This is a genomic window from Pseudonocardia sp. CA-142604, from assembly GCF_050948475.1.
Classification (GTDB): domain Bacteria; phylum Actinomycetota; class Actinomycetes; order Mycobacteriales; family Pseudonocardiaceae; genus Pseudonocardia; species Pseudonocardia alaniniphila.
The window spans coordinates 1813854-1834532 of record NZ_CP192045.1 but is presented as its reverse complement, the minus strand read 5'-3'; the positions used below and the strand labels follow the sequence as shown (position 1 = coordinate 1834532).

Sequence of the window (20679 nt, the reverse complement as noted above, 5' to 3'; positions counted from 1 at the left end):
TCAGTGGTCCGCCCACGACACCCCCGTCGGTGGAGGTGTGCCGTCCTTCGGGCCCGGCACCCCTCGGAAGGCATACGGGGCAGGCTCGCGCCCAGGCTGCACGAACCAGCAATCCCCCGGCTCTCCGCGCTCGAGGATCGACTCGATCGCCGCCACCACGTCCTCCGGGGCGAGCAGCGGGAAGTCGGCGAACTTCGGCTTGACGCGCGCGATCAGCGGGGTGTCGGCGAAGCCGGGGCAGACCGCGTTCACCCGGATCCCCTCGGGCGCGAGCGTGGGACCAACCGCGCGGACGTACCCGACCACCGCGTGCTTCGTCAGGGTGTAGAGGGCATCGCCGGGCAAGGGAACCAGGCCTGCCAGCGACGCCGTGGCCACGATGTTGCCGCCGCCCGCCCGCCGCAGGGCCGGCACCGCCGCCGTCAGCCCGAAGACCACGTGATCGACGTTGACACCCATGATCCGCCGGTACGCCGCCAGGTCGAGCGTCTCCACGCCCGACTGACCCGCCGTGACCCCGGCGTTGAGCAGCACGATGTTGAGCCGGCCGAACGCGTCCTCGGCCACGTCGACGGCCATCGCCATCGTGTCGGGCTCCGACGCGTCGCCCGGCAGGGCTAGCCCGCCCACCTCCTCGGCGAGAGCCCGCGCCCCGGCCTCGTCCCGGTCGGCGATGGCGACGACGGCCCCGGCAGCGGCCAGTCTCCGCACCGCGGCGGCCCCGATCCCCGACGCCCCGCCGGTCACCAGGGCGGCTTTGCCCGTGAGATCCATTCAGCAACTCCTCAAGAAGGTGTCGAGTACACGGCAGCCGAACTTCAACGACTCGACGGGCACCCGCTCGTCGATCCCGTGGAAGAGCGACGCGAAGTCCAGGTCGGGCGGGAGCCGAAGCGGGGCGAAGCCGTAGCACTCCATGCCGAGCGACTGGAACGACTTCGCGTCGGTGCCACCGGAGAGCATGTACGGCACGGCCGTTGCGCCGGGGTCCTCGGTGAGCAGCGCGGCGGCCATCGCGTCGGTGAGCGGGGTGCCGAACGGCGTCTCCACCGCAGGCAGGTTCTGCACCCATTCCCGCGTGACGTCCGGACCGAGCAGCTCGTCGACCTCACGCAGGAACGCCTTCTCGCGCCCGGGCAGCACGCGGCAGTCGACCACCGCCTCGGCCGACGAGGGGATGACGTTGGCCTTGTAGCCGGCCGAGAGCATGGTCGGGTTGGCCGTATCGCGGACGGTGGCACCCACCATCCGGGCGAGCGGCCCCAGCTTGGCGAGCGCCCCCTCCAGGTCGTCCTCGGGGAACTCCTGCCCGGTGAGCTCGGCCATCCGTTCGGTGAAGGCGCGCACGGTGTCGGTGAGCACGAGCGGGAACCTGTGGTTGCCCAGCCGCGCCACCGCCTCCGCAACCTTCGTCACGGCGTTGTCGTCGTGCAGGAAGGAGCCGTGCCCGGGCTTGCCCCGAGCACGCAACCGCATCCAGGCGAGCCCCTTCTCGGCGGTCTCCACGAGGTAGACGCGGCGGTCCTCGGCGAGGGTCAGGGAGAACCCGCCCACCTCACCGACGGCCTCGGTGCAACCCTCGAACAGGTCGGGCCGGTTCGCGACGAGCCACTGGGCGCCGTAGCTCCCACCGGCCTCCTCGTCGGCGACGAAGGCGAAGACGATGTCGCGCGGCGGCACCACCCCGTCGCGCTTGAACCGGCGGGCGACCGCCAGGGTCATCCCCACCATGTTCTTCATGTCCACGGCACCGCGGCCCCAGACGTAACCGTCCTGCACCGCCCCGGAGAACGGGTGCACCGACCACTCCGCGGGGTCGGCGGGCACCACGTCGAGGTGGCCGTGCACGAGCAGCGCCCCCCGATCCGGGTCGGCACCCTTCAGCCGGCAGAACACGTTGCTACGCCGGGGAGCGCCGGACTCGAGAACCTCGACCTCGTAGCCGACCTCGGTCAGCTTCGCCGCCACGTACTCCGCGGCCTCCTGCTCGCCGACGAGGGTCTCGGGATCCGCGGTGTTCGTGGTGTCGATCCGGATGAGCTCGGACGTGAGCTCGACTACCTCGTCCTCCGCTGCAAGAGTGCTGGCCACGCCGATCTTCCTACCACCGGAGGTCCCCCCGCGGGGCCCCGGCGTGGGTGGGCTATCCTTTTGCTCGCGCGCCGGGAGGCCGCGCAGCTTGTCCGAGTGGCGGAATGGCAGACGCGCTAGCTTGAGGTGCTAGTGCCCTTTAACGGGCGTGGGGGTTCAAGTCCCCCCTCGGACACGTTCACTATCCCTACGCGGCTGGATCGTCACGTCCAGCGCGCGTTCTTCCGGATGGAAGATCAGCTCCAGGCCCAGCGAGGCATAGAGTTCGGCCATCCTCTCGGGCCGTGCACGGCTCAGAGCCGCGCCCACGTCGCCGAGGTAGTCCAGCATCGCTTCGACCTCCGCTCATCCGAGACGATGCAGCGCCGGAGCTTGCTCACACCGGAGGCGGGCGGCCGTCAGCTGCTCCTGTGCCCGGTTGAGCGGATCGATCAGGGCCGCGGGGTCCGCGCCCGCCTCGATGGCCGCCTGAAGGCGCCGCAGCTTCGTCTCGGCCTCCGCCACCGCGCGCTCGGCGTCAGCCGTCCGCGCGTCGTCCGCCTGGTCAGGCGCGACTCCAAGTAGCCGGCGCACCGTCTCGTCCCGCCGAGCGGGATCGAACACCGAACCGATCCATGTGTTGATCGGCTCCAGTACCGGCGCTTCCGGCAGGTACACGTTCTTGGGGTGTGTCTCCAGGATGGGCGAGCCGGGCACGATGCTGCGCGCCGCGCAGCGGTAGTAGATGCGCTCACCCCGCGGCGTACCTTCCATCCGCCGCCGGCAGTACCCGCACCGCACACGGCCCCGAAGGCAGTACGTGCGCTTCGTTGGCCTCGGCCCGCGTTCGAGCGTCCGACGCGCCTCCAAACCACCGGCCGCCTTCGTCCGCCGCATCAACTGCACCTCGGTGAACGTCTCCACCGACACGATCGCCGGATGCGCCGGAACCCGCGAGCGCACCACTTGATCCGGCGAAGAACGTCGAAACCGCACCACGTGACCCGCCGCCACATCGTCCGGATCGCTCAACTCCTCGTTCCTGCTCCACCGCCCGAACACCGCATAGCCGGTGTACCGCGGGTTTTCGAGAATGGCGCGCACCGTGCTGCCTTGCCAGCCGTCCGCCAACCGGTGCCGGTTCTGATCCGGGCGGCGCACCGACGGACAGGGCACATCGTCCCGGTTGAGCCCACCGGCAATCGCCCGATCCCCGCTCCCCTCCAGGTACTCCCGGAAGATTCGGCGCACAACGTCAGCCGACGCAGGATTCACCCCAGCAAAGATCAAAGACGGGCAACTCTGGACCCTACCGACCGGCCACGTCGCCCCCGCAGCGGTCGCGCAGTCCCGTCCTCTCACCGACCTGCCAGCCGGACAGGATGTTGCTCTCGCCGTCGCCATCTCCGCCGACCTGACGCCGACGTCCGCCAACACCTCGCCTCAACTGGCCGCGACATTCCCCTGCTGACCGTTCGGCCAGCCACGGGCACGTCCAACACGAGCATCGCAGGCTTGAACCACGCCTTCGGAGTCGCGCTCGCCGTCCGCGACCTCGCCCGCGAGATCGCCCGCACCATCAAACCCCGGTTCTACATCTCTTCCTCGCCACCCGCGCGGGATTTGCCGTCCTCCTCGGCGGAATCTGGGATCGAGTCCCCACCACTCAGACCTACGAAGACCTCGCAGTCCACGGCTACGAACCAGCCTTCATCATCCCCAACTAAGAACGTATGGACCTCCAGTTGAGGCGTAGCCGGCTCTCCACGGGTTTCACCGGCTGCTGCTGCCGGGTGTTTGCGTCCAATACACGTCCAGGCTTCGGCGGTGGCGCGCCAGCGCACCTGCGTCCTGCCGGCTTGTTAAGCAATGAGGGCTTGCGGGTCAGGACTCCGAGGCCCTGGTTCGCACCACGATCCGCACCACGGACCGCCATTGTGGCGAGTGCAAGGCAACGCCTGTATGGGCTGTGACATCGGTGGCGGACCGGTCGGCACCTTGAAGGCACGCTCCGGTGCGGAGCTTGCGCGCGTCCGGACGCCCGCGACCGGGGCTCCTACTCACAACCGACTTAGCGGGTCTCCAAGGAAATCGCAAGCATGCATCCGTCGCCCGAAGTCGCCACGGGCATACTCGTTCCAGTCTCCATCGATTCGCCCCTGATGGGCGCTTGGCCACGACCGGTGCGGCGCCGCCTATAGGCGCTTCGCCGTTCCGACAGATCTCCAGACCGGTAGGCGTCGGAAGAAGAGAGGAACTCTTCCGCGACCCCGGTCCGGACGGTAAGGACCTGGTTGCCGATCTCCACCTGGCTAGCCTCGCACCGGAAGCCGATGCCGTCAGCCACTACGACCTCGCGCCGCTCCAGCGTGCGGCGCACCTGCTCGCTCCCGCTGAACAGACTCTGATAGGTGACCGGGACCCCGGCGAAGGCGTGCAGCCTCACCTGGTCAAGAGTTAAGGATTCGGCTGCCGCGGCCTCTTTCGCGACTTCTCGACTGAACCGGTCGTCCCGTGGGTCATCTAGTGCTGCCGGACGGCGAAACTCCCTGCTCCGGACAACCTCGTATGCGTGCCTGCGTACTGTTTCCTCAGGCTCGGCGACCTCGACAGCGCAGGCCTTCAGCTTCCCGTTGTTCAACTCCGTCCCGACAACGATGCGGCGCATGGCGACGCCACGAATCCGGGCCGGCACCAGCACCTGCTCCACCCCGCGGGCCATCTGTTCAATGCAGCGCCAGCGACCCGACGTGGTGCCCTTGACCTCGACCACAACGATATCGGTCAGTCGGTCGCCGTCGACGCGGTACCAGAAGTAGTCCGGCTTGTGCGAGGCCAAGGCTGCCATGTCGAAGCTAAGCACGGGGTCGTAGTCCACCGCGTCGGCGTCGACCACTCGAGTCGCGCCGGGTAGGACATACCTTTCAACCAGGTCCGCCGCGAGCGCAAGCCCGAAGCTCTCGGACAGCAGGGTCCGCTGGTGGAATCGCACCTGATTGGTGAGGTCCGAGAGCTTCAGGTCCGGCCGATGGTCGGCGAATGCCCAGAGATAGCGAATGACAGCCCACCGACTCGCCGTCCGCAGCGCAGTCAGGCCGGGCATCCCGCCCGCGCCGATCCGATGCAGGCCTGGCAGTGCGCTGGTGAGCCGGCCTAGTCCAAGAAGCAAGTCAAGTGGAGCCACGTCCTCCCGTACCTGTACGCCGGTCAGTTCGAGGACTGGGCGAACGTCGGCGCCCACGTCGCCCTTCAACGCAGCTTGGACCGTCCCAGCCAACGCTTGATCTGACTCCACCGCGTACAGGCCTGGCCGGGCAAGACCGTCCGGAAGGGCGATTGACCAGTCCGTTGACATCGACAAATCCTCGCATAAGCCCTGCTTTAGGTGCGCGACCACCTCCACGCCACATCTTGGACAGCGGCTACTCGGGGTTGGTGCGGCCGATCCCTCGCACATCGTCCTGCTGCCAAGCGCGCAGCCGTTGCCAAGCGGCTGTTGGTCCGATCCGCAGCCGACTCGGGCGGGAGATCGCTCGCCAGCAGCAGTCAGTGTGCAGCACGAACGGGGACGCCTTTCAGTGCGGCCCCCGCTTGTCTAACCGCGACCGCGCCGCTGGCTCATACACCTTGATCCACGTCAAAGGCGGCAGCCAGTTCCGCACCACTAAGGCATCAATGCAATCAGGCACTTGTCTCAATCCAGCCACTGTCCTACGAGCCGGAAGCCTGTGCGAAATTCGACGCCATGGTGGCGAAGCTTAGCGGTGGTCGACTCACCGTGCCGGTGGACTTCCGTCCCAGCAAAGTCGTGCTGGCCATCCTGCTTGAAGGGGAAAGAGCTGACTCCCGAATCTCTCTACCCGTTCGCGCAAGTCGGCCTTGTGACCATGGCTGACGATCTCAAACGCGAGCACGGTGTGACGGTTGAGGCGGTCGGTATCCCGGTCGAGACCGCTCATCACAGGCAGGTCGCCTAACAACGCGAGCACGGACTCTCAAGCCAGTTGGCGCACTGGTAGGGGCTGATGTACGAACCCGACCAGCTTCTGTGGATAGCCCGACTGGGCCCCGAGCGCCCCGCACGTTGCCGTGCCAGCGGGAGGCGACGCCGCCATGTTTGCCCTCGCGAAGGCGGACCCTACGCCAGCACCAACCGTGTGGTTAGTGCACAACTCCCCCCTCGGACACTCTTTCGTGGCAGCTCTGCCACATCCGACGTACCGGTGCTTGAAGGCACTCCGACACCCCCAATGGCCACCGAGTGCCACGTTGCGGTGGACCCGGTGACCGCGGCGGCCATCACCCCGCTGCTCGTCCCGAGGTCGGTCCCGGCCATGCAACACCGCTCATCCCCGCCACGCCGACCCCTGCCCATCCCAGCGATGCCAGCACTCCGGCCGCCCGACGCCGCCGTGTACGGGATGCCCGCGATGGAAGATCGCGGCCGCATCACCGACCGGTCGGTGCTTTGCGCCCTCGGATGGATCTCCGGCACATGGACCTGGGGCGCCAGCAGGATGAGTCTCTGCTGCAGCCTGCCTCGTCATCCCGCCATGAGCGCAGGGTCGTCGCGGAATGCACCGAGGGGCACAGCTGTGCCGTCGACGAGCGTGACCTGCCAGAACTTCCACCCCTGGCACCTCTTGAGTCCTGTCGCCATGCAGCCGGCCTCGTCCGGGAGTCGGAATCCGTCGTGATCGGTGAGCCAGAGCAGTCCGTCAGCGTCCACCCGGGCCTCGTGCCGGGTGCCGCGGTGGATGCCGTGGAGGTGCGTGCCCGGCCGGAGTCGGCCATCGGCGAGCAGGGCGGCGAGCTCGGTCCGTCGTCCACGCCGTGGGGCTCGGACGCGGGTAGGCGACGGAGTTGCCGCCGGAGCCACGCTCGGGGGCGGAGTTTCGGGCGGCTCGCTCGACGGAGCGATGAACCCGAGGCTTACGGGATCCCATAGGCGACGGGCGAGTCGCGTGTAGAGATCCGTACGTACGTCCAGGACCCCCATCATCGGCGTGGACGATCGGAACCCCCGCAGCGCTCCGTCCAGACCGTGCGAGGTCCGTAGTCGGCGCAGAGCAGGGTTGCGCTGCTCGTAGCCGGGCGCGAGCACGGCGAGCAGAGCGTTGTGGCGGCGATACCAGGTGAACTTGTCGGCGAACGGCAGGTCGCGCACGCTAGCGTTGTCCGAGGCAGGAAGCAGGCCGAGGCCGCCGATGCGATTGCGGGCGAGCCGGAACGTCAGGCCGTCCACCTCGGCGGCGTGCCGTTCGGGATGGTTCGCGAACACGTGCTCGATCTGCCACGTCCGCTCCCGGGACAGGTACTGCTCCACGGTGTCGGGACGCCCCATCTCGTACTCCACGTAGGCGGTGAGACGAGCGAGCAGGTAGTGGATCTGTCGGCGATTGTCGCCGCGCAGGCCCAGCGTCCTCATCACGGCGAAGTCCGTCGCCGGCAGGTGCGCCCCCAGGATCGTGCCGAGATCGGCCGCCGACCCGCAACCACGAACGAGCGGCACGAGTGCGACGACTTCGGCGTTGAGATCCTCAGGTCGGGTCGACTCGTCGTGCACGATGCGCGAGACGTAGAGCAGGTCGACGAATCCGGCCGCGACCCGCGCCTTCTCCCGCAGCACCGACAGGGGGTCGTCGGGCCGGACGGCAGCGAGGATCAGCGCGGTCTGGGCGGTGATGCCGTTGACATGGTTGTAGTAGACGGCCGCGAGCCCGTCGTCGTGCCGCGGCTGAGCCATCGCGGCTGCAAGGGTGGCGTAGTGGCGCCCGAGTGCGATCAGGTCGGTGACGAAATCGAGGTAGGGCTCACCGTCTTCGGTCAGACCGATCCGTTGCGCGTGGGCCCGAGTCCAGACGTGCGGCGCGAGCTCAATCTCGACGGCATCTTTCGACCCGTCCCGCAAGTCAGCATGCTGGGCGATCAGGTAGGCCTTGAGGAACTCCTTCGGGGCGTCAGCGTCGCCCCGCCGGCGAGTGACCTCAGCGAGCATGTCGCGCCAGAGCCCGTTGAGCTTCTCCTCGTCGCGCCGCGCACGCGACAGTAGGAAGCTCTTGATCAAATCTACGGACGTCAACCGGGCGCCGCGGTCATTCATCGACTCGAAGATGCGGAAGCCGTTGTCGCGGTCCACGGCCTCGATACCAACGAGCACCACGCTGTCGAGCAGCCAGTCGACGAGGCTGCCGTAGCGGTCGGAGTCGAGCTGGCTGAGCGTCTCCTCCACCTGCAGGCTGCGCCGCCACAGCGTCTGCACCGACAGCGAGGCGCCGAGCGGGATTTCATACGGCCGCCCGTCGAGCAGCGCCTCCAGAAGCAGCTGGCGCTCATCGATGTCAAGGCGGAACACCGGGTGGTCACCGCGGTAGTCCGGCACTACGGCCCGGTCCAGCCGAGCGCGTGTCTTGCGGCTCGCACCATCGGGCAACAGGCGAAGCAGATGCAGGAAGATCAGGTGCAGGGTGGTGAAGCGCTGCTGGCCGTCGACGAGGAAGCGGCGCCCGCCCTGTTCCTCTGCGTAAACGAACGGGCCAAGGAAGAACTGCGGTGGTGCGCCGCGCCAGACCTTGCGGACGCGGTCGATCCGGTCGAACTCCTCGAGGAGATCTGATAGCAGGGTCGCGACGACATCGGCGCTCCACTCGTACTCACGCTGGTAGTACTCGATCGCGTACCGGGTGCGGTCGCCGAACAGCTCAGCGAGGGAGAACGTCTTGCCTGTGATCCTGCCGCCTGCCATGCGCCCCCACCCGATCACCCGACAACACGTTGTTGTACCAGTACGGGCTGGTGTCTGACGACGGCTCGTCAGAAGGATCCGCGACTCCTGCATGGCGGCGTCACGCCCGCTCACTCGAGTCACGCTCGCATGCGCAGCCCTCGGCGACCTTCCCCGCCGCCAGCGACGAGGTGACGCCAACCGCGCGGCCACCGGCGCCGGTCACCAGGCCGGCCTGATCGCTCCGTGGAGCCGCGCGGGCTCCAGCGAACAGGCCAAGCCAAGCGGCGCCAGTGTGTCAAGGCGTCATCGCTCTTCGATCGACCGGTCGATGTGAACCACATCGAAAAGCAGAGACGCACGAGGTCGTGCTCCTCGCCGGAGTGGCAGGGGGAGCTGCGCGCGTTGCTCAACGAGCTTCCTGAGAAGCAGCGCGAGATCCTCGTGCTGCGAATCGTTGTAGGACTGTCGGCGGAGGAAACGGCGGATATTGTCGGATCCACCCCAGGGGCAGTTAGGGTGGCAGTCAAGTACCACTGCGAGGGCGGAACCGGCCCAGCGCAGACAACTACCGCGGTGGCGTTTGAGCGAGCGCCGCTCTCGACGAGGCGTCCACCACCACCGGACGGCCGACCAGCCCATTCGCTCGGAGCGACGGCCGCACCTCGCCGGGGGCTCTCGCTCCCGGCGGCTCTGCGTTTCGGAGTCGGCGCCTGGCCGGCAGTTGCCGCGGCGATCGTCTCGCACCTTTTGCACCTCTTGGCCACCGCGCCCGGGCCGCCACAGCGGCAGGCGAGTACTGCTCGTCTCGGGGGAGCGAGTGCTGCGGCCGATCCGTGGCCTGGTGCTCGATGCATGGTCGTGCGCGCGACAGGGTGGCTGACGGCGTCGATGACGAGCCAGTGGCAGCTCATGAGGGCCACTCACCACGGTCATGCGCCGCAGCGGATGCGGTCCTCGAACCGGGCATGGACACGGTGTCGGGCATCGAGGTGGGGCGAGTTACCCGAAGGCGGTGTCGGTGGCGAAGGCGCTGTAGCGCCAGCCGTCACGTTCCTCGAACGCATCCAGCTGCGCGCCGGGGTGCGGGCGTTCCCGGCGCACGATCACCCAGGTCCCGGCCGGATAGCCGGCCAGCGCCCGGGTGGGCAAGACACCGGTGATCTCGGCCAACCCGGCCCCGTCGCGGTGCCCGCCGTTGGCGTCGATCGCATCTGCCCAGACGGTCTTCGGCATGGCACTGATCGCCGCCCGCTCCTTGTCGTTGATCGACCAGCCGACCGAGAACTCGCAGCTCACCGCCTGCTCACGCAAGTCGCGGATGTGGGCGAGGAACTCCCGTGTGCCCCCGGCGGTGTCGGCTCGGACCAGGACCGGCGTGCCATGGCGATGGGCGTCGGGGATCTGCGCGAGCGCGGCATCGAGCACCGCGATGTGGTCGGCGACGGTGTTGCTGCCCGCGTTCCCGCGCCGAAGCTGCGCGGCGAGGATCTCGACGGTGTTGTCGCAGAACGCCAGCATCGGGTGATAGCACGGGGGTCTTTTTACACGTCGGCGCCGCCAGTTCCTTCTCGCTGTGGCAGACCACGATCGGGGCGTCGAGGTCGATCACCAGCCCGGGCATAACGATAAGGGGGTCAGTTCCAACGCGCTGTTGACAGTATGCGCCCAGCGCGCCGGACAAGGGTGGCGTCGACAGTACCTGTCCCAGCAGGGCCTTCCCCCGGGCGCAAAGCGGACATAACCTGCTGTAACCAGTTCCGGCCGCAATGGCCCAGACGAAATGTATCGAAGGGGCATTCTCCAATGCAGAAACGCAAACTTGGGCAGCACTTAGAAGTCTCAGCGCTGGGACTCGGTTGCATGGGCATGAGCTTCTTCTACGGTCCGCCCCCGGACCCAGCCGAGATGACGAGGCTGCTGCAGGCTGCGGTTGACCGCGGCGTGACCTTCTTCGACGCCGCCGAAGTCTACGGCCCTTTTACAAACGAAGAGCTGGTCGGCCAGGCGCTGGCGCCGGTCCGCGACCAGGTGGTGATCGCCACCAAGTTCGGTCTCAGGCACGGAGAGCACGGGCCGACCCCGACGTCAGGGCTCGATAGCCGACCCGCGCAGATCCGTCGGGTGACCGAGGCCTCGCTCCGGCGTCTGCAAACGAATTACATTGACCTTCTTTACCAACACCGCGTCGATCCCGAGGTGCCCATTGAAGAGGTAGCAGGCACGGTCAAGGAGCTGATCACCGAAGGCAAGGTCAAGCACTTCGGTTTATCGGAGGCCGGTGCGGCGACGATTAGCCGCGCCCACGGCGTGCAGCCTGTGACGGCGCTGCAAAGTGAATACTCACTCTGGACGCGAGACCTCGACGCCGAGATCATTCCGACCTTGGAGAGGCTGGGCATCGGTCTAGTGCCGTACAGTCCGCTTGGCAAGGGCTATCTGACCGGCACCATCGACTCCCGAACATCGCTGGCCGACAACGACCTCCGCCGTATGTTGCCGCGCTTCACTCCCGAAGCACGGCAGGCCAATCAAACACTGGTCGACCTGCTGCGGCAGATTGCCGACGACAAGGGAAGCACACCAGCCCAGATCGCTATCGCCTGGGTGTTGGCGCAGAAGTCATGGTTCGTACCGATCCCCGGCACGACCAAAATTCATCGCCTGGAGGAGAATGTGGGAGCGCTCGATGTCGAATTGACGTCTGGCGACCTGCAACGCATCGATGCGGCCGCGAACCAAGTCCAGGGTGAGCGCGTACCCGAGCAGTTGAAGTCTCTGTTCGGCCGCTAATACCGCAGCACTGAGCCCCTCTACCGGGCGGACTCAACCGATCGTCGCAACACCGCGATCATGGAGGTGCGGCGTAGGTGTACGCGAGCGACAGTGGGCGGTACGGCTCTACCGGGGCCAGATCCCGTCACCGGGACGTCCGACGGCCGCGTGGCGCGAAGATCGCGTCCGGTTGTCCGCGCACGGGATCTGATGTCGCTGCGGGCACGAGCTGATCTTTCGTTGTCCGGCGCGTCGGATCGAAGATCAGGTCAGGGAGGGACCACCCTCCGGGCTCGTCAGCCGCCAAACAGGCGAGCCCGGAGGAGGTCACCCGCGATCTTGCCTGTGGAGGAATGGATGGACATCAGGAGGTACGCCCCGCTGCGCGCAGCTTGGGGCGACGTGGAAAGAGATCGCAACTCACGCCGGCTGCGACTGGAGAACGGCGAAGAAGTACCTGTCCCCGGGCGGGTCGGGGCCCAGGCTGATCGACCCGTTCACCACGCGTGCCGGCCGCCTGCGGGACCCGGACCGCTTCGCCCTGGCCGCCGCCGATGCCGCCCACATACCGCCGTGCCGGCAGCTGCTCTGGAAGCGTTCGCGGCCGTGCACACGGGTGGCAGTCCCCACCGAGCCGGGTACCAGCAGACCCACCCCACTTGAGTGTGAGCCGAACTACCGTGGTCGTCATGGACCAGCGTTCCGAGATCCGTGAGTTCCTGGCGTCGCGCCGGGCGCGGATCACTCCCGAGCAGGTGGGGCTGCCGCATGCCGGTAGCCGGCGGGTCCCAGGCCTGCGCCGCGAGGAGGTCGCGATACTCGCCGGGGTCGGCGTCGACTACTACACCCGCATTGAACGCGGGAACCTGCGCGGCGTGTCCGACGGTGTCCTCGAGGCCGTCGCACGTGCTCTGCAGCTCGACGAACCGGAACGCACCCACCTGTTCGACCTGGCCCGCGCCGGATCCACGCCGGCCCGGCCGCGTCGACGCCGGTCGCAGAACCAGATTCGTCCCGGCGTGCAGCGCATTGTGGACGCGATGGTCGGCGCCCCGGCGTTCGTCCACAACGGGCGGACCGACGTCCTCGCGGTCAACCCACTGGGTCGGGCGCTCTACGCCCCGATGTTCGACACCGACGTCCGGCCGGTCAACTCGGCGCGGTTCACGTTCCTCGACGGCCGGGCGCGGGAGTTCTACCGGGACTGGGACCGGATCGCCTCGGATGCCGTGGCGATCCTGCACACCGAGGCCGGAAAGCACCCCGACGACCGGGACCTGTCCGACCTCGTCGGCGAACTGTCGACCCGCAGCGACGTGTTCCGCAAGCGGTGGGCCGAGCACGACGTCCGCTACCACGACACCGGCCTCAAACGGCTGCGCCACTCGGTGCTCGGTGACCTCGACCTGACCTACGAGGTCGCCGAGCTGCGCGGCGACCAGGATCTAACCCTGTTCGTCTACGGCGCCGAGCCGCAGTCCCCGTCGGCCGACGGGCTGGAGATCCTGGCCAGCTGGGCCGCCAGCCGCGACCAGGCCGATGTGGACTCCCCAACGCAGTGACCTCATCGTCGGGCGACGGCTGGTCCAGCGCAAGACGGCAGTCAGCGCCCTCCGCGCCCAGCACGGATCGGGATCCATTGCCCTGCGGTGTGGTCACCGACTCGGTGGAGCGCGCTGGACGATGCCTACGCCCGGACCCCGCTCCGCCGACGCATGCGCTCGATACTCCGCCACATCTCGAAGGATTGTAGATGCCACCGAACGACCGAGCCCGCCGCAACCACGACGAGCTGTTTCCCCGCCATGTCTCGACGCTCGCCCGGACCGACCCGGAGCTGGTCGAGGTGTTCCAGAACTTCGCGTTCGACGAGATCCTCGAGCACGGGAGTCTCGACCCACGACGGCGGCTGATGGTCCAGCTCGCCTCGATGATCGCCTGTGGGGCGCTGTCGGAGTTCCGGGTGATGGCCGAGGCCGCGCTTACCGCGGGTGTCTCGCCGGTCGAGCTGAAGGAGATCGTCTACCAAGCCGTCCCGTACGCTGGGATGGCGAGAGTGTGCGACTTCCTGCACTCGACAAACGATCTGCTCACCGAACGGGGGATCGACCTGCCCCTGCCGTCGCAGTCGACTAGCTCGCCTGCCGACCGCATGGAGCGGGGTCTCGAGGTCCAGAAGCGAGTGCTCGGCGACGACGCGGTCGACCGGATGTACGCCAGCGCACCCGACGACGAGCGGTACATCCAGCGTTACATGACAGGGAACGGCTTCGGCGACCACATCGGGCGGTCCGGGATCGATCTGCCGACCCGTGAGCTGTTGACGTTCGCGATGCTCGTCTCGCTCGGTGGCTGCGAGCCGCAGGTCAAGGGCCATGTGGCGGGCAACCTTAACGTCGGCAACGATCGCGCGATGCTGCTGAGCGTACTGACCCAGCTGGTGCCGTTCATCGGCTACCCGCGAGTCCTCAACGGCCTACGTGCCCTGGACGAGGCCGCGCCACCGCAGACGGAATCCTGATCGCGCGTTCGCGCAGCTCATCGGGTACTTCCGTGGTGCGGCCATCGTTCCTTGCTCCGGTTGACTTGACGGCCTCCATCAAACCGGCTCTTCCGGTTTTGAGTGCGAGGGCTCCGCATGCAGTAGGGACGACCGGATGCGGTAGTTGATCAGGTTGCGGGAGCCCAGGGCGCAGCGTCGGAGGGCTTCGAGTCGGCCGGTGATGGCCTCGGTCGGGCCGTTCGATGCGCGGTGGGTGAAGTAGGCGAGCAGCGGGCGCCCCTGGCGAGGGTCGGGGTGGGCGTAGGCGGTGATGATCTGCTGGTAGACCCAGTGGGTCACCTGTACCGGGGTGTGCTCGTCGGCGGCGAACACCACCTGCAGGCGGGTCTTCTGTCGTGCTCTTCGGTTCGAACGACCCGTCACGGTCGCGTGGGACGTCGATCTCCACCCGCCCAACCTCGGTCAACACCGTCTTGGCGCAGTGGCCGATGCGGAAGTTCCCGCCATCGCGCCCAGCCCGATCGTGGCGGTCGTGACCGAGATGGTCGGTGATCTCGCCCTTCAACGCGGACTCGACCAGCCGCTTGGTCAACTGAGCAGCAGCCCGCCCTCACCGGCCAGTTTCAGCCCGGCTTCCCGAGCCCGCCCGGCAAGCCGGGCAATCAGCTGCTCGTCGACAGCGTCCAACCGGCCAGCCGGCGCAACAGCTGACTCCTCGCCCAGGACGGCGTTGAGGTCAACCGCCTGCTCAGGCATCACGTCGGACACAGGTGTCAGTCTCCTTGATCTGAGTTACACCCTTGTTCTTACAGTCCCTAAAATCTTACTGCGTGGATCTCTACGCCGAGTTGGGAACTCATACGTCGCGCCACGTTGTTCAGATGCCTGGGGTTGGTGTCGTCGTGCGTCGCACTGGAAATAGGACGCGCGTCGGGGCTCATATAGCGACCGGATGCGTCGGTTACTTCAAATCGGCCGCTCTCTTCATTCCACTCTAAATGCCCCGCAATGCGAGCAGAACCAATTTTGGTCTTCCCATCGGATTCGAAGCGAGCGGCAACAGTTGGGTGACCCTGTCTATCCAAGCTATCGCGGAGGCGCGCTGCCGTGAGCGTAGGATCTTTTTCTCTCATGCCGCCAAGGAGCCTCTCGAATTCGTCTTGCTCGATAGTTCCGCTTACCCTGTCGACACCTATATAGATGTCTCCGTTGTCAGCGACGGTGAAGATCCATCTCGCGTTGAGCCTTTCCAGGAGCAGCTTCCTGGGAAATTTCTTGAGTGGATACCACATGGGGTTGAGTCGGAGCGACATGTCGTCAGAACGCTCCTCGGGGTGCAAGTCAGTGGGATTGACGCTCTCGCCGTAATCATACTTCGCCTTCCACTGTTCCATGCGATCCCATACTCCCTGCACCGGAATGGCCGCGCGACGCTCGATCCCGGGCCAATCGGACCGTTGGATCAACGCCATCGTGGCCCGGTTCCCGATCAACCGCTGGATTGCGATCCACCTCTCGACCTCCGCGCCACCATAATGAGTCGAAAGAGGGGAGGGCTGACGCCTCGAGACTGGGAGCCGTTGCGCTTTTCCATCCTTACCATCGGCGGGTCGGATGCCATCGTGACGCACGATTCATTCCTCCATATGGACTGGCGCCCTGAACGACGGTTGATTGCGGTCTGCACAGATTTCGATTTACCAGTGGCCGAGTGGTCGGCCAATGACGTGGCTCTCCGCGACAGCGGTCGCACGCTCACCACACTTCTGAACTGTCCATTCCGCCGGAGACCCGATCCAGCGGCCTCGCCGTCGACAGTCGCGTCCTGGGCGCCGCCGCAGCGGCAGCCTTCAGCGCGCAACCTTCATCCCCCTGAAACGATCAGCGGGGGCGCTGCGCAGTCTCGCGATGACCGCGATTTGGCTTGCGGCGCATCTCATCGCAATGGCCGCTGGCGAGCTCACGAGAATGTGCCGCGCGGCATAGGAACGGGCCAAGCAGCAACACACCGCTCGAACCCAGGGTTGGGACAGCAGTCACAGTCACAGTTCACCGAGACCAATTGAGCCCGACGATCGTCCATCGCAGCAGGGCGTCGAAAATTCGCCGCGCATTGCACTCATACTGAACCCTTTCCATGTCACTCGGCAATAACCCCTGAGGGGCATATTGCTGTGACTGCTCGGCCCGGCGGCAGCTACACGGGACAATGACTGACGTGTCATAGAGCGTGTTCGAGAGGGGTCGGCGTGTCTGCGTGATCACCTGCTTGTCGTGGTCCACCGTGGACCAGCGCCCAGACGTGAGACTGAGCCGCGTACTCGCCAGCGCACCTGCCCCGGCTGATACACCACCGACGCGCAGAGTCCGCGACAGAGCGCGACTTCGCGCAGACGGTGTTCGGTGATCGTCCAGGTACGACTCGCTTCCCCATCCGCGGGTCGACACTCCAGGCAGGCAGCAGATCACAACCACCGTTCGACCCGGCAGCGCCCATCGAGGAGCCAGTTGGAGAAGTCGCTGTCCTGACCGCCAGCCCCACTCCGGGCGCAATCATGCAGCGACAGCCGGCGGCACTGCCCATCCCCAGTCATGCCGCCAGATGGCCGGTGTGGCTAACGTGCAAGTCCCCCTCGGGCACCTAACTAGATCTCTGATCAGCGGTTTTCCTCGCGGGCTCTACTTGCTCTCGCTCGCGCTGGTCACGGGCGTGGGGATTCGAGTCCCACTGGGACACGCTCAACGCAGCGGACGCGAGTCCGACCAGTTGCATCTCAGTGTTCGGTCGCGCACCAGTTGTTCTATCGCCTGGGCCGACTGACCGGGATCTTCCTGCTCGCCGAGGCGAGCAGGAAGCCGGCTCGGCACACAGCAGCGTGGCACCGCGCCGCCCGGGGTGGCCAGGGCGGCGCGGGCCGCGGCGACGAGCCACCGCACCACCAGGCAAGCAACTCAAAACCAAGCTCAGGTGCCGGCTGCATCCCTGGCCGCGACCTGTGCCCCCTGGCGCGCCCGCACCCGCGGGGCGGTCTCCGGGAGGAACAGCGCTGCGACGCCGGATACCGTGATGAGGCCGGCCGCGAGCAATATCGCCGACTGCAGGCCGAAGTTGTCGGCCAGAACGCCGCCCAGGATCGGCATCAGGAAGGTACCGACAATCACGCCGGCGAAGTTGATCGAGCCCATCGCTGAACCCTGCTCGTCTTCCGGCAGCAGTTCCGAGACCACGGTGGCGGCCGCGAGCGGGATGATCAGGCCGTTGAAGAACGAGCTCAGCGCCAGGAACGTGGCCGCAGCCGCCACGCTGAAGTCGCCGATCGCGAACAGCAGCATGAACACGCCGCTGAGCACGCCGCCGAAGAAGATCGCCGGTTTACGGCCGGTGAAGTCCGAGCAATACGGCAGCAGCAGGGTGCCGGCCACCCCGGCGATACCGAAGATGGACAGGATGGTGCCCGCGGCGACCAGGCTGACGCCGATCTCGTCGGTCAGAAACAGCGTGTTGTACGCGACGCCGACCTGAAGCCAGCCGAGCGCGGCGGCCTGAATGATCATCAGGACGACCACGCTGGGGTACCGGACCACCCCGACCAGCTTGCGCCAGTCGGGCTTCGATCGCTCCCGCGTGGCCACGACGGCCCGGGGCGGTTCGCGCATGACGAAGTACAGCGCCAGCACGACGAAGAAGAAGACGCCACCGATGATGGCGAACGCCGGCCGCCACCCGAGGTCCTCGGCCATCTGCGTGATGACGATCGCGCCGAGCACGCTGCCGAACAGCGGGTAGCCCATGGTGAACACCGACTGCACGAAGGCGCGCCGCTTGGCCGGGAACTCGGCGGCGAGCACCGCCTGCGAGTTCGGCCACCCGACTCCGTCACCAATCCCGACGAACTCCCGGACAACGAACAGCGACCAGAAGTTCCACGTGCCGCCCATCGCGGCGGTCGCCCCCACGGCGAGGAAGGCGCCGGGCAGCAGGACCCTCCGCCGTCCATAGTGGTCGGACAGCCACCCGGACAGCCAGCTGCTGATCGCCCAGGTGAACGAAGTCCCGGAGACCAGCAGACCCGCCTGCCAGAACGCGAGGCCGAACTCGTCTCGGATGGCCGGCAACACGAATCCGATGCCGACCCGGTTGAGCCCGACCAGCCCCCAGAACGCGGTCAGCAGACCCAGTATTGCCCACGGATACATCGAGCGGCCATTGCTCGTAGTCATCGTGATCACACCATTCTCTGGTTCACTGGCGCACCTGGACGTCATGGGCTTGCAGTGCGGGTAACACCTCCTTGGCGAATCGCCGAATTTGACTGAGAAACAGCTCCTGGGGCATCGCACCGCGGTTGAGGTTGACCAGCACCCGGCCCGCGCCGGTGGCGTCGGCGTGCTCGATGATCCGCTGGGTGACCTCGTCCGCGGTGCCCCATGGCCACTGCTGCGCCCGCTCGACGATGTCGTCAAGGGTCAGATTGCGGTAGTCCGCCCGCGCGCGCTGTGCGGCGGGGAGGTTCTCCGGCCGGACGTAGTCGAGCGACGAGTCGCTCACGTAGCCCGCCTTGCGCTGCAGGTCGTGTTCGGTGATGTTGCCATGGCTGAACAGGGTCTGGTTGAAGTAACGCAGGTACGGCCCCGCCTCGTCGATCGCCTGCTGCTTGCTGTCGGCCACGTACGGGCTCATCGAGAGGTGCACGTGCTCGGCGGTCCGCTCACGGCCGTGTTCGTGCAGGCAGTCGGTGTAGTGCCGAAGCACGTCCGCACGCAGGCCGGGATGCTCCACACCCGGCGTGATCGACACGTTGTTCCGGGCGGCCCACTCGATGGTCTCCTTGCTGCTGGTGACCGGAACCCAGATCGGCGGGTGCGGTTGCTGCACCGGGCGGGGCCAGATGGCGACGTCATGGCAGGACCAGAACTTCCCCTCGAAGGAGAAGACCTCCTCGGTCCACAACCCGCGGATGATCTCGGCAGCTTCTTCGAACCTGGGTCGCGACTCGGCCATCGGCACACCGAATACGGCGTGCTCGCGCGGGATTCCTCGCCCGAACCCGGCCACGATCCGCCCGTTCGACAGGCAGTCGAGCATCGCCAGTTCCTCGGCCAGCCGGATCGGGTCGTGCAGCGGCAGCAGATTGGCGTAAATGTGCAGTTTAAGTCGCTTCGTCCGCTGCGCGGCGGATGCCGCGAGCAGGTTCGGCGAGTTCATCAACCCGTACGGAGAGGTGTGGTGCTCGTTGAACCCGACGCCGTCGTAACCAAGCCGGTCGAGTTCCTCCCAGGCGTCGAGATGCTCCGCATAGGTGCGGACCGCAACCGCGGGATCGAAGTACCGCTTGGCCAGCGGCCATGGAAGCTCCCCATCGTCCTGCTTGAGGTGCTCCACGTGCTCTGCGTACGGCACCAGGTCGAAGACCACTACCTCCATGGCGCAGCTCCCAGCTGTGAGGTCTCGTCAGTGTTCATACGGGTCTCGAACGTCCATACGCCATGCTCTGCAAGTTGGACAACATGTACCGGTCAAGATCGCGCCGATCGCCGCATGATGTCGTCGATGGGCTAGTCAATTTGTCTCGGAGCCGCTGGTGCAGTTGCTCCTCCGCGGTCGCCGGAGCTGTGCGAGCGCATCGCGGCTCCCCGGGCTCGGGCCCGCCCGTGCTGATCTCGACTCCCCCTCGGACACACTCCTCAGCCACGCTTGTCGCGTTGCTGACGGAGGCGCTGTCGGCGGCCCCGACGCACCACGCGAGCTGACGGGGCGAGCGGCGATCCGCGCGGCCGGATGGACGGCCGCCGTCATCACTGCCCTACCCACGGGGCAACCACCGCATCGAGACGGGCGGCACGTGTCGCTCAGGCGACGGCGCGGGCCTGTTCCACGGCCAGCGCGTCGACCAGGTCGTTCATCTGGTCGCCCGAGTGGCCCTTCACCCAGCGGAACGACACGTCGCCGCGCTCGTTGAACAGCGTGACCAACGGCTCCCAGAGGTCTCGGCTGACGACCGGCTTGCGGGCACTGGTGACCCAGCCCCGGTCGAGCCACCCCCGCCACCAGCCATCGCGGAAGCAGTTCACGACGTAGGTCGAGTCGCTGACGACGACCAGCGGCCCGGACAGCGCGCGCACCGCCTCGAGTGCGGCCCGGATCTCCATGCGCTGGTTGGTGGTGGGCGTCTCGCCGCCGCTGCCCTGCCGCCCGTCCCGGGTGGCCCACGCCCAGCCGCCCGGCCCGGGGTTGCCCGAGCACGCCCCGTCGGTCCACACCTCCAGCGCCCCTTCGGCGGCGGGCATCTCCGACCGCTGGGTCGTGCGCTTCGGCCGGTCCGCCGTCGTCCTCGGTGCCGAGCCGGCCGCCTCCGGCGTCGCACAGGCAGCGTGTGCCCAGGCCGCACCGGACCGGCCGATCTCTTCGCCGGGACTGATGCGCGACGAGCAGACCTTGCAGGTAGTGGCGTACTTGGCGGTCATCGGCACGCCGACCAGCCTAGTGAGCGCCGTCCGGGCCCCGTCGCCCGTTACGGCTTCCTCGACGGATCGCCATCGGGCTCCACAGAGCGGGCCTGTTCTGAGCCATCTCAGAATGACTGGCCGCAAAACCGCGTGATCCGCT

Annotated in this window: 15 protein-coding genes, 1 tRNA gene and 5 pseudogenes; 7 read left to right on the top strand and 14 right to left on the bottom strand. The window is 67.1% G+C overall.

The window, feature by feature from the left end:
• Positions 1 to 774, bottom strand: a complete 774-nt coding sequence (locus tag ACQPZQ_RS08365) for an SDR family oxidoreductase (RefSeq protein ID WP_433293727.1) — start codon at positions 772 to 774, stop codon at positions 1 to 3.
• Positions 775 to 2091, bottom strand: coding sequence for a M20/M25/M40 family metallo-hydrolase (locus tag ACQPZQ_RS08360; protein ID WP_433293725.1), 1317 nt, complete (start codon positions 2089 to 2091; stop codon positions 775 to 777).
• Positions 2092 to 2181: 90 nt separating this feature from the next.
• Between ACQPZQ_RS08360 and ACQPZQ_RS08355 the strand changes: the two genes are divergently transcribed.
• Positions 2182 to 2266 (top strand) — tRNA-Leu (locus tag ACQPZQ_RS08355).
• On the opposite strand, the gene ACQPZQ_RS08350 is transcribed toward ACQPZQ_RS08355, so the two are convergent.
• Together ACQPZQ_RS08350 and ACQPZQ_RS08345 are read right to left on the bottom strand one after the other, a co-directional pair.
• Positions 2248 to 2421, bottom strand: coding sequence for a hypothetical protein (locus ACQPZQ_RS08350; protein WP_433293723.1), 174 nt, complete (start codon positions 2419 to 2421; stop codon positions 2248 to 2250). The genes ACQPZQ_RS08355 and ACQPZQ_RS08350 overlap by 19 nt on opposite strands.
• A gap of 15 nt (positions 2422 to 2436) precedes the next feature.
• A complete protein-coding gene (locus tag ACQPZQ_RS08345; protein ID WP_433293721.1) occupies positions 2437 to 3345 on the bottom strand; it encodes a recombinase family protein in 909 nt (302 codons plus the stop codon).
• 317 nt (positions 3346 to 3662) lie between these two features.
• Between ACQPZQ_RS08345 and ACQPZQ_RS08340 the strand changes: the two are divergent.
• Positions 3663 to 3797, top strand: a pseudogene (locus tag ACQPZQ_RS08340) (hypothetical protein); the annotation flags it as partial.
• A 344-nt stretch (positions 3798 to 4141) separates the two neighbouring features.
• Here ACQPZQ_RS08340 and ACQPZQ_RS08335 read toward each other — a convergent pair.
• Positions 4142 to 5425 carry a hypothetical protein gene (locus tag ACQPZQ_RS08335; RefSeq protein WP_433293719.1) on the bottom strand — a complete coding sequence of 428 codons (1284 nt, stop codon included), beginning with the start codon at positions 5423 to 5425 and terminating at the stop codon, positions 4142 to 4144.
• A 297-nt stretch (positions 5426 to 5722) separates the two neighbouring features.
• Here ACQPZQ_RS08335 and ACQPZQ_RS08330 point away from each other — a divergent pair.
• A pseudogene (locus ACQPZQ_RS08330) lies at positions 5723 to 5965 on the top strand (DUF6119 family protein); the annotation flags it as partial.
• Between the two features lie 648 nt (positions 5966 to 6613).
• Here the strand turns inward: ACQPZQ_RS08330 and ACQPZQ_RS08325 are convergent.
• The gene (locus ACQPZQ_RS08325; RefSeq protein WP_433293717.1) at positions 6614 to 8815 is read right to left on the bottom strand and encodes a GmrSD restriction endonuclease domain-containing protein; all 2202 of its coding nucleotides are present in this window, start codon (positions 8813 to 8815) and stop codon (positions 6614 to 6616) included.
• A gap of 366 nt (positions 8816 to 9181) precedes the next feature.
• Here ACQPZQ_RS08325 and ACQPZQ_RS08320 point away from each other — a divergent pair.
• Positions 9182 to 9319: pseudogene (locus ACQPZQ_RS08320) on the top strand (sigma factor-like helix-turn-helix DNA-binding protein); the annotation flags it as partial.
• Positions 9320 to 9732: 413 nt separating this feature from the next.
• Here the strand turns inward: ACQPZQ_RS08320 and ACQPZQ_RS08315 are convergent.
• Positions 9733 to 10412, bottom strand: a pseudogene (locus ACQPZQ_RS08315) (transposase); the annotation flags it as partial.
• 188 nt (positions 10413 to 10600) lie between these two features.
• On the opposite strand from ACQPZQ_RS08315, the gene ACQPZQ_RS08310 reads away from it, so the two are divergent.
• Complete coding sequence (locus ACQPZQ_RS08310) at positions 10601 to 11587, top strand: aldo/keto reductase (protein WP_433293715.1); 987 nt, start codon at positions 10601 to 10603, stop codon at positions 11585 to 11587.
• Between the two features lie 402 nt (positions 11588 to 11989).
• Here the strand turns inward: ACQPZQ_RS08310 and ACQPZQ_RS08305 are convergent, their stop codons facing one another.
• Positions 11990 to 12223, bottom strand: coding sequence for a hypothetical protein (locus tag ACQPZQ_RS08305; protein WP_433293713.1), 234 nt, complete (start codon positions 12221 to 12223; stop codon positions 11990 to 11992).
• A 35-nt stretch (positions 12224 to 12258) separates the two neighbouring features.
• On the opposite strand from ACQPZQ_RS08305, the gene ACQPZQ_RS08300 reads away from it, so the two are divergent.
• The gene (locus tag ACQPZQ_RS08300; RefSeq protein WP_433293711.1) at positions 12259 to 13131 is read left to right on the top strand and encodes a helix-turn-helix transcriptional regulator; all 873 of its coding nucleotides are present in this window, start codon (positions 12259 to 12261) and stop codon (positions 13129 to 13131) included.
• A 191-nt stretch (positions 13132 to 13322) separates the two neighbouring features.
• Positions 13323 to 14090, top strand: a complete 768-nt coding sequence (locus ACQPZQ_RS08295; protein ID WP_433293709.1) for a carboxymuconolactone decarboxylase family protein — start codon at positions 13323 to 13325, stop codon at positions 14088 to 14090.
• 78 nt (positions 14091 to 14168) lie between these two features.
• Here ACQPZQ_RS08295 and ACQPZQ_RS08290 read toward each other — a convergent pair whose 3' ends face one another.
• The 6 genes and pseudogenes from ACQPZQ_RS08290 to ACQPZQ_RS08265 all read right to left on the bottom strand — a co-directional run bounded on the left by ACQPZQ_RS08290 (position 14169) and on the right by ACQPZQ_RS08265 (position 20537).
• Positions 14169 to 14411 (bottom strand): transposase, encoded by a 243-nt coding sequence (locus ACQPZQ_RS08290; protein WP_433299070.1) that lies wholly within the window; start codon positions 14409 to 14411, stop codon positions 14169 to 14171.
• A 61-nt stretch (positions 14412 to 14472) separates the two neighbouring features.
• Positions 14473 to 14840: pseudogene (locus ACQPZQ_RS08285) on the bottom strand (transposase); the annotation flags it as partial.
• Positions 14841 to 14887: 47 nt separating this feature from the next.
• The gene (locus ACQPZQ_RS08280; protein WP_433293707.1) at positions 14888 to 15466 is read right to left on the bottom strand and encodes a hypothetical protein; all 579 of its coding nucleotides are present in this window, start codon (positions 15464 to 15466) and stop codon (positions 14888 to 14890) included.
• Between the two features lie 1570 nt (positions 15467 to 17036).
• Entirely contained in the window at positions 17037 to 18293 is a 1257-nt protein-coding gene (locus tag ACQPZQ_RS08275; protein WP_433293705.1) for an MFS transporter, read from the bottom strand.
• Positions 18294 to 18315: 22 nt separating this feature from the next.
• Complete coding sequence (locus ACQPZQ_RS08270; RefSeq protein ID WP_433293702.1) at positions 18316 to 19497, bottom strand: LLM class flavin-dependent oxidoreductase; 1182 nt, start codon at positions 19495 to 19497, stop codon at positions 18316 to 18318.
• A gap of 425 nt (positions 19498 to 19922) precedes the next feature.
• Entirely contained in the window at positions 19923 to 20537 is a 615-nt protein-coding gene (locus ACQPZQ_RS08265) for a ribonuclease H family protein (protein WP_433299068.1), read from the bottom strand.
• Between the last annotated feature and the right edge of the window lie 142 nt (positions 20538 to 20679).

Excerpts from the sequence above, each read along its gene's own strand:
- ACQPZQ_RS08280 (WP_433293707.1), bottom strand. The coding sequence starts at position 15,466 with ATGGAACAGTGGAAGGCGAAGTATGATTACGGCGAGAGCGTCAATCCC.
- ACQPZQ_RS08300 (WP_433293711.1), top strand. The coding sequence starts at position 12,259 with ATGGACCAGCGTTCCGAGATCCGTGAGTTCCTGGCGTCGCGCCGGGCG.
- ACQPZQ_RS08325 (WP_433293717.1), bottom strand. The coding sequence starts at position 8,815 with ATGGCAGGCGGCAGGATCACAGGCAAGACGTTCTCCCTCGCTGAGCTG.
- ACQPZQ_RS08365 (WP_433293727.1), bottom strand. The coding sequence starts at position 774 with ATGGATCTCACGGGCAAAGCCGCCCTGGTGACCGGCGGGGCGTCGGGG.
- ACQPZQ_RS08335 (WP_433293719.1), bottom strand. The coding sequence starts at position 5,425 with ATGTCAACGGACTGGTCAATCGCCCTTCCGGACGGTCTTGCCCGGCCA.
- ACQPZQ_RS08295 (WP_433293709.1), top strand. The coding sequence starts at position 13,323 with ATGCCACCGAACGACCGAGCCCGCCGCAACCACGACGAGCTGTTTCCC.
- ACQPZQ_RS08350 (WP_433293723.1), bottom strand. The coding sequence starts at position 2,421 with ATGCTGGACTACCTCGGCGACGTGGGCGCGGCTCTGAGCCGTGCACGG.
- ACQPZQ_RS08265 (WP_433299068.1), bottom strand. The coding sequence starts at position 20,537 with ATGACCGCCAAGTACGCCACTACCTGCAAGGTCTGCTCGTCGCGCATC.
- ACQPZQ_RS08310 (WP_433293715.1), top strand. The coding sequence starts at position 10,601 with ATGCAGAAACGCAAACTTGGGCAGCACTTAGAAGTCTCAGCGCTGGGA.
- ACQPZQ_RS08270 (WP_433293702.1), bottom strand. The coding sequence starts at position 19,497 with ATGGAGGTAGTGGTCTTCGACCTGGTGCCGTACGCAGAGCACGTGGAG.
- ACQPZQ_RS08275 (WP_433293705.1), bottom strand. The coding sequence starts at position 18,293 with ATGACTACGAGCAATGGCCGCTCGATGTATCCGTGGGCAATACTGGGT.